This is a genomic window from Microbacterium halotolerans (assembly GCF_003569805.1).
Lineage (GTDB): Bacteria > Actinomycetota > Actinomycetes > Actinomycetales > Microbacteriaceae > Microbacterium > Microbacterium halotolerans.
This window is the reverse complement of sequence record NZ_KZ984051.1, coordinates 1216395-1231051: the sequence shown is the minus strand read 5'-3', so window position 1 is coordinate 1231051 and position 14657 is coordinate 1216395. Positions and strand designations below refer to the sequence as shown.

Sequence of the window (14657 nt, the reverse complement as noted above, 5' to 3'; positions counted from 1 at the left end):
GAAAGTGCGCATCTCGCGAGCTTGCGTTTGCGGGTTCGCGGTGTCCGGATGGAGTGTGGGCGGCGCATCAGAACGTCGGCGGCGTTTCGCGGGCCCGGCGGCGCAGGCTCACGAGGCGAAGCGCGTAGACGATCGCAACCACCAGGCAGAACGCCGCGGTCACCGCCAGCCCCATGGTGAAGCTCGTTCCGGCGGCGATGAACCCGATGGCGAGCGACCCGAGCCCCGTGCCGGTGTCGAACCCGATGTTCCATATCGTGCTCGCGACGTCGCGGAGCCGGTTCGGCACCACGGCGAAGGACACGACGAGGGTGAGGTTCTGCAGCGCGCCGTACGCGGCGCCCGTGAGCACCATGCCGCCGACGAGTGCAACCGGGCTGCGATCCGGCGCGGCCACGGCCCACGCGGCGACAGCGAGGCCGATCCCGCCGATCAACAGCAGCGGCGGGATGAATCGGTGGGGTCCGAACTGATCGGCGAGTCCGCCGGCAAGCCATCGGGTGAAGGCCGCCACACCGGTGAAGGCGAAGAGTCCGACGACGACCGTGAGCGCCGCGTATCCGAACTGGGGCGCAAAGGAGAGGATCGCACCACCCGGAGCGGTGATCGCAAGCAGCACCAGCGCCGGTACCGCCAGTGAGAGAAGGACGCCTCCTCTCCCGACCGCGTCCGCGGAGCAGCCGCCTTCCGCAGTCGCGTCGTCGCCTCGATGAATACGGGCGCCGAGCAGCACGACGAACGGCACAGCGAGCACCGGCAGACATCCGAGCGCGAACACGACGCGGAAACCGACGGATTCGGCGATCCAGGCCGACACCGGCATCAGGAAGAACTGTGGGACGGCGATCGACAGTCCGTAGACCCCGATCGCGCGGCCGCGGTGGGATTCCGCCACGAGGTGCGCCACAGCGCTCGCCCCGCACACGGTGAGCACGGCGAAACCGGCACCGCGCACCGCAGAGAGCGCCAGGATCCCCCAGAGCGCGTCCGTGAGGATGAACAGCACCGACGGCGCTCCGAGCAGCAGCATTCCCGAGATCATCGTGGCGCGCCACCCGATCGTGCGCAGCGCCCACGGCACGGTCGTCTGCACAACGACCGTCGCCAGCATCAGCACGGCGTTCACGAGCCCCGCGCCCGCCTCGTCCGCTCCACCGCTCCGTGCCCACAGCGGAACCGTCGGCAGCAGCATCGCGTACCCCGCGAACCCGAGCACCGACATCGCCAGCAGCGCCCGCATGCCAGGAGCACGCCACACCGACCCGGACCGCCCCGACATCTCCCGCATCCTCCCCATTCTCACGGATCCCTGACACACACCGCTGCCGAGATGCGCACTCCTCGTCGAAATGCGCCGGTTCTGACGCCCGGATGTCGAAGAAGCGCGCATCTCGCGAACCTCGTCTCAGGGCGTCATAGCATGCGAAAAGGGCCCGAGCATGATGCTCGGGCCCTTCGCAGCAATCAGATGATCACTTGATGATGCTGGTCACCGTGCCGGCGCCGACGGTACGGCCGCCCTCACGGATCGCGAAGCCGAGACCGTCCTCCATGGCGATCGGCTGGATCAGCTCGACCGTCATGTCAGTGGTGTCGCCCGGCATGACCATCTCGGTGCCCTCGGGCAGCGTGATGACGCCCGTGACGTCCGTGGTGCGGAAGTAGAACTGCGGGCGGTAGTTCGTGTAGAACGGGTTGTGACGGCCGCCCTCGTCCTTCGAGAGGATGTAGGCGGTGCCGCTGAAGTTGGTGTGCGGCGTAACCGAACCCGGCTTCACGACGACCTGGCCGCGCTCGACGTCCTCACGCTTCAGACCGCGAAGCAGCAGACCGCAGTTCTCGCCGGCCCATGCCTCGTCGAGCTGCTTGTGGAACATCTCGATACCCGTGACCGTGGTCTTCTGGGTGTCGCGGATGCCGACGATCTCGACCTCCGAGTTGATCGCGAGGGTACCGCGCTCGGCGCGGCCCGTGACGACCGTGCCACGACCAGTGATCGTGAAGACGTCCTCGATCGGCATCAGGAACGGCTTGTCGCGGTCGCGCACCGGGTCGGGGATCGAGTTGTCGACCGCCTCCATGAGCTCGAGGATCGAGTTGACCCACTTCTCCTCGCCCTGGAGCGCCTGGTAGCCCGAGACCTGCACGACGGGAGCGTTGTCGCCGTCGAAGTCCTGCGACGACAGCAGTTCGCGCACCTCGAGCTCGACGAGCTCCAGGATCTCCTCGTCGTCGACCATGTCGCACTTGTTCAGGGCGACGAGCAGGTAGGGAACGCCGACCTGCTTGGCGAGAAGGACGTGCTCACGCGTCTGAGCCATCGGACCATCAGTCGCAGCGACCACGAGGATTGCGCCGTCCATCTGGGCGGCACCCGTGATCATGTTCTTGATGTAGTCAGCGTGGCCCGGGGCGTCGACGTGCGCGTAGTGACGCTTCTCGGTCTCGTACTCGACGTGCGAGATGTTGATCGTGATGCCGCGCTGGCGCTCCTCAGGAGCCGAGTCGATCGAGCCGAAGTCGCGCAGCACGTTGACATCCGACGGGAACTTCTCCGCAAGCACCTTCGAGATCGCGGCAGTCAGCGTCGTCTTACCGTGGTCGACGTGCCCGATCGTACCGATGTTGACGTGCGGCTTGGTCCGCTCGAACTTGGCCTTAGCCACTATGTCCTCCTAGGACGGTCGAGTAACAGCACCGGGCACCGGATTGCGACCGGCCTGCTACATGGGTGATTTCAGTCTAATAGACAGTCAGTGTGAAGTTTTCGCAGGTGGGCCATCATACGAACGGCCCACCCGTTGACCAAAGGGGCTGGCGAGCTTACTCGCCCTTGCCCTTCTGGATGATCTCGTCGGCGACGGCCTTCGGAACCTCGGCGTAGCTGTGGAACTCCATCGAGTAGACCGCACGACCCGAGGTCTTAGAGCGCAGATCACCGATGTAGCCGAACATGCTCGAGAGCGGAACGAGGGCCGAGACGACCTTCACGCCCTGGCCGTCCTCCATCGACTGCACCTGACCGCGGCGCGAGTTCAGGTCGCCGATGACATCGCCCATGTACTCCTCAGGAGTACGCACCTCGACCGCCATGAGCGGCTCGAGCAGCACGGGGCCGGCCTTCTGGATGGCTTCCTTGAAGCCCATCGATCCGGCGATCTTGAACGCCATCTCCGAAGAGTCGACATCGTGCGACTGGCCGTCGTTCAGCGTCGCCTTCACGCCCACCATGGGGTAGCCGGCGAGGATGCCGACGTTCATGGCGTCCTGGAAACCGGCATCGATCGACGGGATGTACTCGCGCGGGATGCGACCGCCGGTGACGGAGTTCACGAACTCGTAGATCTTGTCGCCCTCGACCTCGAGCGGCTCGATCTTGAACTGGATCTTCGCGAACTGGCCGGAACCACCGGTCTGCTTCTTGTGCGTGTAGTCGTGGCGGTCGACGGCCTTGCGGATCGTCTCGCGGTACGCCACCTGGGGCTTGCCGACGTTCGCCTCGACGCGGAACTCGCGCTTGATGCGATCGACGATGATGTCGAGGTGCAGCTCGCCCATGCCCTTGACCGTGGTCTGACCGGTCTCGGCGTTGTTCTCGACGCGGAACGTCGGGTCCTCTTCCGCCATCTTCTGGATGGCGACGCCGAGCTTCTCCTGGTCGGCCTTGGTCTTCGGCTCGATGGCGACCTCGATCACCGGCTCCGGGAACGTCATCGACTCGAGCACGACCTGCGAGTTCGGGTCGCACAGCGTGTCGCCCGTCGTGGTGTCCTTGAGGCCGATGACCGCATAGATGTGACCGGCGGTGACCGACTCGACAGGGTTCTCCTTGTTGGCGTGCATCTGGAAGATCTTCCCGATGCGCTCCTTCTTGCCCTTGGTCGAGTTGATGATCTGTGCGCCCGAGTCGAGGTGGCCCGAGTACACGCGCACGTAGGTCAGGCGACCGAAGAACGGGTGCGAGACGACCTTGAAGGCGAGCGCGGCGAAGGGCTCCTCGGCGTCGGAGTGACGCTCGATGATCTTCTCCTCGTCCTTCGGGTCGTGCGCCTCGATGGCCGGAACGTCGACCGGAGCCGGCAGGAAGTCGACGACCGCGTCGAGCATCGGCTGCACGCCGCGGTTCTTGAACGCCGAACCGCAGAACACCGGGTACGCGTCGCCCGCGATCGTGAGCTTGCGGATGCCGCCCTTCAGTTCGTCGAGAGTGAGCTCCTCGCCGCCGAAGAACTTCTCCATCAGCTCGTCGTCCGTCTCGGCGACGGCCTCGACCAGCTTCTGGCGGTACTCCTCGGCCTTGGCCTGGAGGTCGGCGGGGATCTCCTGCGTCTCGTACGCGGCACCCATGGTCACATCGCCCTTGGCGTCGCCCGGCCAGACCAGCGCCTTCATGTGCAGCAGATCGACGACGCCGACGAAGTCGTTCTCAGCGCCGATCGGCAGCTGCATCACGAGCGGGGTCGCCTTCAGGCGGTTGATGATGGTGTCGACCGTGAAGTAGAAGTCGGCGCCCAGCTTGTCCATCTTGTTGACGAAGCAGATGCGGGGCACGTTGTACTTGTCGGCCTGGCGCCACACCGTCTCGGACTGCGGCTCAACGCCCTCCTTGCCGTCGAAGACGGCAACAGCGCCGTCGAGCACGCGGAGCGAGCGCTCCACCTCGACGGTGAAGTCGACGTGACCCGGGGTGTCGATGATGTTGATCTGGTTGTCGTCCCAGAAGCACGTCACGGCGGCGGACGTGATCGTGATGCCGCGCTCCTGCTCCTGCTCCATCCAGTCAGTCGTCGCGCCACCGTCGTGGGTCTCGCCGATCTTGTGGTTCACACCCGTGTAGAACAGGATGCGCTCGGTCGTCGTCGTCTTGCCGGCATCGATGTGCGCCATGATGCCGATGTTGCGGACCTTCTTGAGGTCGGTGAGCACGTCTTGTGCCACGGGCGTGTCCTTACGTGTAGGAGGGCTGAAAAATTCCAGGCAGGTTCCGGATGATCGGTGGCTCCGATCATCCGGAACCTGCGTGAACAGCTGGTTACCAGCGGTAGTGCGCGAAGGCGCGGTTCGACTCGGCCATCTTGTGGGTGTCTTCGCGGCGCTTGACCGCGGCACCGAGGCCGTTCGAGGCGTCGAGGATCTCGTTCATGAGACGCTCGGTCATCGTCTTCTCACGACGACCCTTGGCGTAGCTCACGAGCCAGCGCAGCGCGAGGGTGTTCGCGCGGTGCGGCTTGACCTCGACCGGCACCTGGTAGGTCGAGCCGCCGACGCGGCGACTGCGGACCTCGAGGGTCGGGCGGACGTTGTCGAGCGCCTTCTTGAGCGTGGGAACGGCGTCCTGCCCGCTCTTGGCCTCGACGCCCTGCAGCGCGCCGTACACGATCGATTCGGCGAGCGACTTCTTGCCGTCGACGAGGATCTTGTTGACGAGCTGCGTGACGATCGGAGCGCCGTAGACCGGGTCGTTGACGACCGGACGCTTCGGAGCGGGTCCCTTGCGTGGCATTGCGGTCAGCCCTTCTTCGCGCCGTAGCGGCTGCGAGCCTGGCCACGGTTCTTGACGGCCTGGGTGTCGAGAGCACCGCGGACGATCTTGTAACGGACACCGGGGAGGTCCTTGACACGACCACCGCGGACGAGCACCAGCGAGTGCTCCTGGAGGTTGTGGCCCTCACCGGGGATGTAGGCCGTGACCTCCGTGCCGTTGCGCAGCTTCACACGAGCGACCTTGCGCATCGCCGAGTTCGGCTTCTTCGGGGTGGTGGTGTACACGCGGGTGCACACCCCGGCCTGCTGTGGGTTCGCCTTCAGAGCAGGCGCCTTCGTCGAAGTCTTCTTCGACTGGCGCCCCTTGCGAACCAACTGCTGAATAGTTGGCACTAGTTCTCCTTGTCAGTGCTGCACGGTGACAGCTCGTGAAGTTTCACGTAAGACCCGTCTGGACCCCGGGAAGCCCGGTGTGATTGGAACGTGGCGGGTATGCCGTGGGGGTGGGCTGTTCGCAACCCGGTCCCGATGCGGCGCCCAGCGCCCGTGGCCGCACCGGGGCACGGAGTTGGGCGCGCTCAAGCGCACGCCTATTCATATTACGCGGAATGACACGCCGGGTCAAAAGCAATGCACTGCCGACGCGCCAGATGGGTGTACGCCGACACAACCTAGTGGAAGTCGCGGGGGTCGAAGGGGGCGTCGAGCGACTGCGTGAGCTCTGAGAGCATGTTCTCGACCTGCGGCTCGACGAACTTCGAGACGGCTCGCTGAACGCGCATCCGGTGCTCCGCCAGCAGCTGGCACACCTCGCGGCCGACCATGTTCGCGTAGTCGTCGGCGAGCGCGACTTCCTGCCGCAGCGCGGCCTTCGCCTCCTCCGACAGTGGCGGAAGGCTCGGCACATCGGCAGCCGCTTCGGTCGCGAACCCTTCGATCGTGAACAGGAACGGTGCCCCCGGCACCGGTTCCGGGTCCAGCGGCATGCCCTCGTGCTCCGGTTCGAGCCCCTCGTCCGGGCGATAGCTGCGGGCCCGGTTGCGGGCCGTCTGCTGGTCGAGCTCCGCCTGCAGCATGGGGAGGTTCAGCTCCGTATAGCGGGCGACGCGACGATCGATGATCGTCTTCACCCTGGTGGACAGCCCGTGCTGCACGCCGTGCGGCACGTCAGAGCCCAGCCCCGCCGCCTCGAGGACGGGGGAGCCGAGACAGCGCTTGCACGGAGCGACACGACCGCGGTGGGTGGCCGGCTCCCAGCGCGGCAGCCAGCGCAGCCAGGCATCAACAGCCTGGCTGACCTGCGTCTCCAGCGAGCGCTCCACCTCACCAGGGTAGGCACATCCGGCGCCGATTGCGGGGAGATCGGTGGGATTCCGATCATTGCGACCCGACCGCCGGCTCACGAGATGCGCACTTTTCGTCCGAGAAGCGTCGGAACGTGCGCATCTCGACGATATCGGCGCATCTCGGCAGCGGGCGCGGTCACTCGTCGTCGCGGCGCTCCCATGGCCAGCGGGGTCGATCGGCGCGGGTGCGACGCAGTGCGACGCCGCTCCACGCGCACACGGCGGCGACGAGGACGAAGGACAGCGACGCCCAGCCCGTGACCGACGCACCGACGGCCGCCGTCGCGGCGACAGCGCCCTCACCGAAGGCCACAGCGAGCATCCACAGCGAGACGATGTGGGCGAGACCGGAGACGAGCGCGACGAGGGCGGCCGCGGGGTACTTCGGACGCGCATCCCGCAGCGACCGCAGCAGCATCCCGGCGAAGGCGAGAACGGCGACGACGCCGGCGAGCATCGCGGGCACCACGCTGATGTGCGAGGAACCGAGCACGGGAGAGTCCGTCCACAGCGAGACGAACCCCGTCACGCACACCAGCAGCGCTCCGTATGCCGCCGATGAGAAGGCCGTCGCCACGGCTGGGCTGATGCGCTGGCTGCTCATCCGGTCGTCCCTCCTTCACGCGCCGCCCGAGCGCCCCCGGGCCCTGGATGCTGCTCGCGGAGCCCGTCGGACGGAACGACCGACCGGCTCTCGGCGCACCATCGCGGCTCGGCACCCGCTCGGCCGAGCCGACGCGACGGGCCGACTCTGCGGCATCACGGCCCGGCCCCGCCGAATCACTCGTCTTCGGCGATCGCCTTCTCGTACTCCGCGCGGTCGTCGGCGTTGAGACGCTTCATCTTGCGCCCGCGCCCCGCGACCCACGCGCCGAACCACACCGTCACCTCGCGGGCGATGATGAACACACCGATCGCGACGGGATTCAGCAGCAGAGACTGCATCTGCTCGTTCGCGGCGCCGGGAGTGATCATCCAGAACGGGTAGGTGAGAACCGGCGCCACGACGAACCCGGCGTACGACACCGCGGCGACCAGGAAGCCGAACACGACCCACCAGCCGGCGCTGGCACGGTTGACGATGACGCCCACAAGCCAGAACGCGAGGAAGAACACGACGACGGGCACCCAGAACGCCGGCTCCGCGATGCGCTCGAGCAGGTCGGCGACGAGCGACTCCGGCGCCACTTCGTTCTGGAACCAGCCGTAGGCGAGATCGACCAGCGCGTACAGGATCGTGAACGCGATCGTCGCGGGGACGCCGATCAGCAGCGCGGCGACGCGGTTGCCCCGCTTGCGCGGCGGTTCGTAGCTCTCCGTGATCACCGCTTCCGGTGCGGGAGCGGCGTACGCGGCCGGCTCGTTCGGCACAACGGCCGGCTTTGCCCCCTCGACCGGGTCGACGACCTCGGTGGGGGCGTCGTCGGGCTCCGTGGCCTTGAACGTCTCCGGCGCCTCCTCGAACCAGCCGCTGCCGACGGCCGTCGGCGCCGTGTGCGCAGGAGGCGCCGCACCCGCCGCACCACCCTGCCGCGCCTCGAACTCCTCGAGCTCCGCGGCGAGCGCGGCGTAGTCGGGCTCGTCCGCCCCCTCGGAGCCGATAGCCTCGGTGTCCTCCGACGTCGGGGCGGGATCGGTCGTGCTCGCGCCGCCGACAGGGGCGTCGGCCCCGGATGCCGTGGGCTTCGTCGCGGCGTCGCCGGACGGCGCATCGTCGTCGAGATCGTACACGGCGGTGTCCGGCGCGGTGCTCGCGGCCGGATCTGCCGAGTGGTCTGCGTCGGATCCTTCGGACCGCTCCGCAGGGGCGGCATCCGCATCATCCGGCGTCTGCCCGCTCAGCGTCTGCTCGGCCCCTGGAGCCTGGCCGTTCGCGGGTTCCGCGGTCGCATCGGGCGCTGTCGCGTCCGCTGCGGCGCCCTGGCGCTGGTCGTCATCCGGGGTGTGCGCGGCCGGTTCCTGCGGAAGTCGGGCTTCCGCGGCGCCGTCGTCCGGACGGTCGGCGGCCTCGATGGGCTCGCCGGTCGTCGGGTCGTTGTCGTCGCCCTTGGCGTCACTCATCTCATGCACTCCTCACGGCGAGTCTGTATGCCCACGCGGCGAGCGTAACGCGCCGCGCCGCCGCCGCGTGGGCGCCTCGCCGCACGGGTGGGCGGCGCGCCGCCCACCTTCGCGACGGGCTCGCTCCGAATGCCCTGCCGACTCGTCCGGGTGGAACCAGGCGCACGCGCCCCGGGCCCCACGATTCAGAAGACCGAGAGATCGACCTCGACCTCGCCGTCGTCGTTCGCGGAGACGGGAACTTCCAGCCCCGACCATCCGAACGGCGAGCTGCTGGTGTCGTAGTCCGGCTCCCAGGCGTCGTCCTCGCTGTACCGCTCCTTGTAGTCGATGCGCAGCTCACCGCCTTCGACGGCCACCACCGGTCGGCCCTCGAGGTTCTCGAAGGTGAGCGTGGGCTCCTGCTCCCACGAGCGCGTGATGCTCGTGATCGCCATGAACGACGGATCGTTCATGACCAGCGAGTTCTGGCACAGCTTCGGCACGAACTGGTCGGACTTCATGCATTCGTCGATGCGTGCCTGCACCTGGTCGATGGCCTGCTGCTGCGCATCGTCCGTCCATTTCACGGTGAACGAGGCGAACTGCGGTGCCTCCAGCTGCTCCCAGCCCGTCTGGAAGTCGGCGTTCGGCAGTGCCGTCGCCACCTGGTCATCGCCGTAGGTGAACAGGCCGTCCGCCTCCGGCGCGGTGAAGGTGTAGTCGCCCGGCAGGACGGGGATGTCGGTCAGTTCCGACCATTGGTGATCGTTCTCGTCGGCGAACTCGGTGACCGCGATCTCCGAGAGGTCGACGCCGACACCGTTGACCTGGACGACCTGCGACACATCGCCGATCCTGACGGTCTGCTCCGGTCCCGACACGATCTTCCAGTCGTCGAACACAACGGCGGCGGAGCCAGCCTTCTCGAGTTCGAACGACACGTCGTATCTCTTGCTGTCGACCGTGAGGGTCGCCGCGATCGATGCGCCGCCATCGATCTCGGTGACCGTGCCGATCTCGAACGCGGTCGGGCGGTTCTCGGCGGCGGCGTAGACCTCGTCCGTGAGCAGCACGCGCTCCGCCGAGGTGACGTTCGGCTCCCACAGCTCCAGGGCATCTGACGCGTTTCCGTCGACGATCGCCTGCAGGTAGTTCTCGACCTTCGCCTGCGGTGAGTACTGCGTGCCGGCGAAGTAGCCGCGTACGAGCAGTCCGGCGACAATCAGGACGACGATGCCGAGCACGGACAGCCCGCCGACCAGCCAAGCGGTCTTGGCTCCGCGGCCCAATGGCTCGCGCTGGCTCTCGTCGCCGCTGAGCAGGTCGTGGAAGGGATCGTCTGTCTCCTGCGTCTGGGCGGAGGTCGGGGCAGCAGCTGGCGATGCGCCGACGGGCGATTGCATCGGTTCGGCACCGGCACCCGCTCCCCCAGCGGGAACCGCTTCACCAGGAGCGGGCGGCCTCGGCGGCACGTTCACGCCGAGCGGAGGCGGCGGCACCTCACCGGGAGGCGGGGGCACCGTGCCCTGTGCGGGCCGGCCGCCCTGCGCGAACTGATGCCATGCCGGCGCCTGGGCCGCGGGTGCATGCCCCGTGGCCGGCGCGGCGGTCGCGCCGAAGGTGAGTGCCTTGAGCAGCCCGAGCGGCATCGAGCGCGCCGCCCGCGGCACGACGAGACGGGCGAGGGCTTCGACGGCGACGCCGAACACGGCGAACAGCACGAACGTCCATGCCGCCGGTGCGATGCCGAAGGACATTCCTGCCATTCCCCCGCCGCCGAACAGGCCTGCGAGACCCGCCCCGTCGCTTCCGATGCTGCCGCTTCCGGAGATCCGGCCGGCGATCATGACGACGATGCCGAACGCCGCGTACCCGGCGGGCAGCACGAACCAGTTCACCGGATCGGTGGCCGCGCCACGGCGGACGCGCCAGCGCACGCTCGCGACCGCGATCGCGACGAGTGCGAGCACGGGCACGGCGATGCGCAGCCCGAGGGGGAGGACGTCGGAGAACACCGTGAGGCTCGCCGACGGCACGTCGACGGGCAGGTAGGAGTCGATGTCGCCCTGCGCCGTGGCGAACACGGTGGAGAACGCGCCGAGCGCAGTCGCATCGGCCGCCAGCAGCGGCAGCAGTGCGGGTGCGAACAGCAGCAGACCTCCCGCTTCGCCCCCGGAGTCGATCATGGCGACGACGAGCACCGCGACCGCGAGGACCGCGCCGAACCCGCCGAGGTGCTCGATCGCCTGCAGCGCCCCGGAGCGCCACCTGCTGCGCGTCGCACCGCGCGGGCTCAGCGACACGAACGTCGCCGCGGCGACGATGACGATGCCGAGGAGGATGCTCCACGCGCTGATCGCACGGATGCTCACGCCCGGCGCCTCCGGCACCACCACCGAGATCGGCGCAGCCAGCTGCAGCACGAGCACGACCATTGCGAAGCCTGCGCCGGCGATCGTCGCTGTCACGGCTCGCCAAAGCGTCGACACGTGCAGCGTCCCGGCTGCCCGCCTGCCGAAGAGCAGAACGGCGAGCACCGCGCAGACCGGAACGACGAAGGGGACGAAGAACAGGCTCGCCGACACCGTGAAGCCCATCGCCGACACCGTGGTGCCGAAGGAGCCGAGGAAGCCGGCCCCGAGGAACTGCACGATCATCGGGAACCACTGCGACGCGACCGCCGCGGCGATATCGTCGTCTCCGGTGAACTGCACACCGATCACGCCGAGCACCACGATGACGACGCTCGCGGCGGCGGCTCCGGCCAGCCCCAGACTCGAGTGGACGAGCGCGGCGACCCACGGCTCCTTCGCGGCCAGCGGCGACGGCTGAGGCTGCCGCGGTGAACCCGCCCAGCCCGGCTGACCGCCCTGCCCGTCGTATCCGGGCGCCGGATGCGCTTCCGGCAGCCCGTAGCCGGCGGGCAGCCCCGGCGCGGGCGGCACCGCCCTGGTCTCGGTGCCGACAGGCGGCGCGGGCGCTTCGTGTCCAGCGGTACGAGCCCCATCCGTTCCGGCTGTCTCCGCAGCCCACCCATCCGGCCTTCCCCCGGAAGGGACATCCGGGGCGCTGCGCCCGTGATCGTCTTCCGGCGCGACGCCTGTCGGTTCTCTCATGTCAGCGTGCTCCCCCAGGTATATCGGCGTGACAATCCCACACATTATCGGAAGCCTCCGACCCTCGTGCGACCGTTCCGCCGGCACCCCACCTGAACGACGCTGACGAGCTTCAGGTCGTTCTCGCCCGTCATGGCGTCACTCATCTCCCGCACTCCTCACAGAGAGTCGATATCCCCTGTGACGAGCGCGTCGCGCCGCATCTCCGTCATCCGTTCGCCTCGCCGGGTTGACGACTTGCACGCGAAAGGGCCGACCACCGCAGGAGATGCGGTGGCCGGCCCTTCCTCATGTGCGATTCGCTCAGGCCTCCACGCGGCGTGCGCGAGAGACGACGAGCCATGCGCCGCCGACGATCAGCGCCAGCGCACCTGCGCCGAGAGCTACGCTGGCGCCGGTGTCGAGGCCGGTCACAGCCAGCGGCGGCACCACGTCGACCTCAGCAGCTGCCGGATCCGACTCGACCGGGGCGCCGCTCGGGTCCGCCCCTGTCGCGGTCGCCGTGTTCTCGATCGAACCGGCCTTCATGTCGGCAGCAGTCGTCACGTACGAAGCGCTGCATTCCGTCGTGTCGCCCGGCGCCAGAGGCTCGGTCGAGCAGACGATCTCCGAGAGCTCCCCGGTTCCGCTGAACTCGCCTTCGACGATCGCGATGTCGGTCATCGTGACGTTCCCCGTGTTGGTCACTGCGAATGTGTAGTCGATGTCCTCACCTGCCGCCGTAACCTCATCGGTCGAGGCGGTCTTGACCAGGCCGAGCGACGGCTGCTGATCCACGCCGACGAGCGCCGAAGACGGATCGGAGGCCACCGGGTTGCCACCCGGCGTGACGCCGTTCGCCGTCGCCGTGTTCCTGATCTCGCCCGCGTCGACATCCGCCTGCGTGGCGACGTACGTCGCGGTGCAGTCGGTGGCCTCGTCCGGGCTCAGCACCGTCTGCTCGCAGACGATGTCGCTCATCTCGCCGGTGCCGCTGAAGTCGCCCTCGGTGATGACGAGGTCGGCGATCGTGATGTTCCCCGTGTTCGTCACGGCGAAGGAGTACTCGACCTCCTCACCGGCCTCGGTGATCTCCTCCGGGGCGGCCGACTTGACCAGGCCGAGCGACGGCATCGCCGGGTCGAGGATGGCCGATGCGGTGTTGTTCGACTGGTCGCCGCGGTCGGTGACAGACGCGGTGTTCTCCACCGGATCCGTGCCGGAGAGCACCTGCGTGTATTCGAGCGTCAGCGACTCGCCGACGGCCAGGCCCTTGCCCGTGTCGGAGCCGTCCACCGGGATCCAGCAGTCGATCTCGGAGCCGGCGATCGTGCCGCCGAACTCGGTGTCGCACACGAAGTCCTCGGACGCCGTGGTCGTCGCGCTGACGAGCGTGCCGCCGGTGGCGAGGGCATCGGCCACAGAGACGGTGTCGCCGACAGCCATGTCCTCCGGTCCGAGGTTGGTGACCTCGACGAGGTACGTCACCGGGACGTCCGCTTCGAACGCCTCGTTCGGGCTCGTCTTGGTGAGGGCGAGGTCGTAGTCGCACATCACCCAGGTGAAGGTCGCGTAGCCGTTCGTGCCGTGCGCCCGGCTGCCGAGGTCGGCTGCGACGTAGTCGACCGTGTCAGTGTCTGCGACGTAGCTGCTGCCGCCGCCACCGCCGCCGCCGACTGGTGCATCCGGAACCGCGCCTCCGGCGCCGTTGCCGACCGTGCCGGCGCCGCCGCCGCCGCCGAAGTAGCCGCCGCCACCGCCGCCGCCTGAATCGGGCGAGTTGTCGGGACCGCCGGTGCCGCCGGTGCGGCCATCGCCGTCGCTGCCGTCCCAGTCGAAGACGGTCGGATCGCTCTGGTAGTTCGTGCCGCCGACGCCGGACGCGTCGATGCCACCACCGGCGCCGCCTCCCGGACGGTTGTCCGGGTCGTGGTTGATGCCGTCCTCGCCGTCCTGGCCATCCTGGCCGGGGAAGACGCCCACACCGTCGGGAAGACCGGCGTCGCCGCCCTCGCCGAAGTTGGTGGAGTGACCGCCGCCGGAGCCGCCGCCGCCGCCCGCGAGCACGAGCAGCTCTCCGTCGATCGAGATCTCCGTGTAGCCGCCGCCGCCGGCACCGCTGTGGCCGCCGCCGCCGCCGTCGCCGCCGCCGTTGAATCCGCCGAAGACGGCACCAGCCCCTCCGACCGCGACATCGAAGCTCTCACCAGGAGAGACGGACATCCCGCCGGTGATGATCGCGCCTGCTCCGCCGGACTCGCTCAGCCCCGTGATCGCCGTGCCGCCCGATCCGCCTGCTGCCGTGAACTCGACCGCGCAGACGCCGTTGGGGACATCGACGGTGTGCTCGCCCGGGATCAGCTGAACCGTGTCGGGAGTCGGTGCAGGATCCGCCATGGCGGCGGGAGCGAAGGCGAACGACGATGCGACGGCGAGGGAGCCGGAGATCAGCACCGTCCCGCCCCACCTCCGCATTCGTGTCGAGCGTGCGTGAGCGGGCATAGATGACCTCCATAAGGATCAGGACCGACATGTGCCAGTAGGGCTCGTCTCAGATGGGAACCGAGACACGCCCATGCGATGCTATGGATGCCTGCGCCAGATGGATGATTCCGCGAGCGAAATGACCCCCGGACGGGGGTCAGGAGGCGACGACCGCGTCAGGATACGACGAAGCGGCCCCGGATCC

At 68.3% G+C, this 14657-nt stretch carries 10 protein-coding genes; all 10 read right to left on the bottom strand.

Going from position 1 to position 14657, the window contains the following annotated elements:
• Positions 1–67 precede the first annotated feature (67 nt).
• Positions 68–1279, bottom strand: a complete 1212-nt coding sequence (locus DZG09_RS05500; RefSeq protein WP_205529071.1) for an MFS transporter — start codon at positions 1277–1279, stop codon at positions 68–70.
• A gap of 193 nt (positions 1280–1472) precedes the next feature.
• A complete protein-coding gene (gene tuf, locus DZG09_RS05495; protein ID WP_119696643.1) occupies positions 1473–2666 on the bottom strand; it encodes an elongation factor Tu in 1194 nt (397 codons plus the stop codon).
• Positions 2667–2823: 157 nt separating this feature from the next.
• Complete coding sequence (gene fusA, locus DZG09_RS05490) at positions 2824–4938, bottom strand: elongation factor G (protein ID WP_119696642.1); 2115 nt, start codon at positions 4936–4938, stop codon at positions 2824–2826.
• 94 nt (positions 4939–5032) lie between these two features.
• The gene (rpsG, locus tag DZG09_RS05485; protein WP_087054868.1) at positions 5033–5503 is read right to left on the bottom strand and encodes a 30S ribosomal protein S7; all 471 of its coding nucleotides are present in this window, start codon (positions 5501–5503) and stop codon (positions 5033–5035) included.
• Positions 5504–5508: 5 nt separating this feature from the next.
• Entirely contained in the window at positions 5509–5877 is a 369-nt protein-coding gene (gene rpsL, locus DZG09_RS05480) for a 30S ribosomal protein S12 (protein WP_119696641.1), read from the bottom strand.
• Between the two features lie 278 nt (positions 5878–6155).
• Positions 6156–6806, bottom strand: a complete 651-nt coding sequence (locus DZG09_RS05475) for a spermidine/putrescine ABC transporter substrate-binding protein (protein WP_119696640.1) — start codon at positions 6804–6806, stop codon at positions 6156–6158.
• A 160-nt stretch (positions 6807–6966) separates the two neighbouring features.
• The gene (locus tag DZG09_RS05470) at positions 6967–7434 is read right to left on the bottom strand and encodes a hypothetical protein (RefSeq protein ID WP_119696639.1); all 468 of its coding nucleotides are present in this window, start codon (positions 7432–7434) and stop codon (positions 6967–6969) included.
• A gap of 176 nt (positions 7435–7610) precedes the next feature.
• Complete coding sequence (locus DZG09_RS05465; RefSeq protein WP_119696638.1) at positions 7611–8891, bottom strand: MFS transporter; 1281 nt, start codon at positions 8889–8891, stop codon at positions 7611–7613.
• A 185-nt stretch (positions 8892–9076) separates the two neighbouring features.
• Positions 9077–11989, bottom strand: a complete 2913-nt coding sequence (locus tag DZG09_RS05460; RefSeq protein WP_162893171.1) for a hypothetical protein — start codon at positions 11987–11989, stop codon at positions 9077–9079.
• A gap of 303 nt (positions 11990–12292) precedes the next feature.
• A complete protein-coding gene (locus DZG09_RS16975) occupies positions 12293–14470 on the bottom strand; it encodes a DUF7507 domain-containing protein (RefSeq protein ID WP_162893170.1) in 2178 nt (725 codons plus the stop codon).
• Positions 14471–14657: the final 187 nt, after the last annotated feature.

What these genes read in the sequence shown, in the direction of transcription:
- DZG09_RS05500 (WP_205529071.1), bottom strand. Translation starts at nt 1,279, where the DNA reads ATGTCGGGGCGGTCCGGGTCGGTGTGGCGTGCTCCTGGCATGCGGGCG.
- DZG09_RS05465 (WP_119696638.1), bottom strand. Translation starts at nt 8,891, where the DNA reads ATGAGTGACGCCAAGGGCGACGACAACGACCCGACGACCGGCGAGCCC.
- DZG09_RS05460 (WP_162893171.1), bottom strand. Translation starts at nt 11,989, where the DNA reads ATGAGAGAACCGACAGGCGTCGCGCCGGAAGACGATCACGGGCGCAGC.
- rpsG (WP_087054868.1), bottom strand. Translation starts at nt 5,503, where the DNA reads ATGCCACGCAAGGGACCCGCTCCGAAGCGTCCGGTCGTCAACGACCCG.
- DZG09_RS05470 (WP_119696639.1), bottom strand. Translation starts at nt 7,434, where the DNA reads ATGAGCAGCCAGCGCATCAGCCCAGCCGTGGCGACGGCCTTCTCATCG.
- DZG09_RS16975 (WP_162893170.1), bottom strand. Translation starts at nt 14,470, where the DNA reads ATGCCCGCTCACGCACGCTCGACACGAATGCGGAGGTGGGGCGGGACG.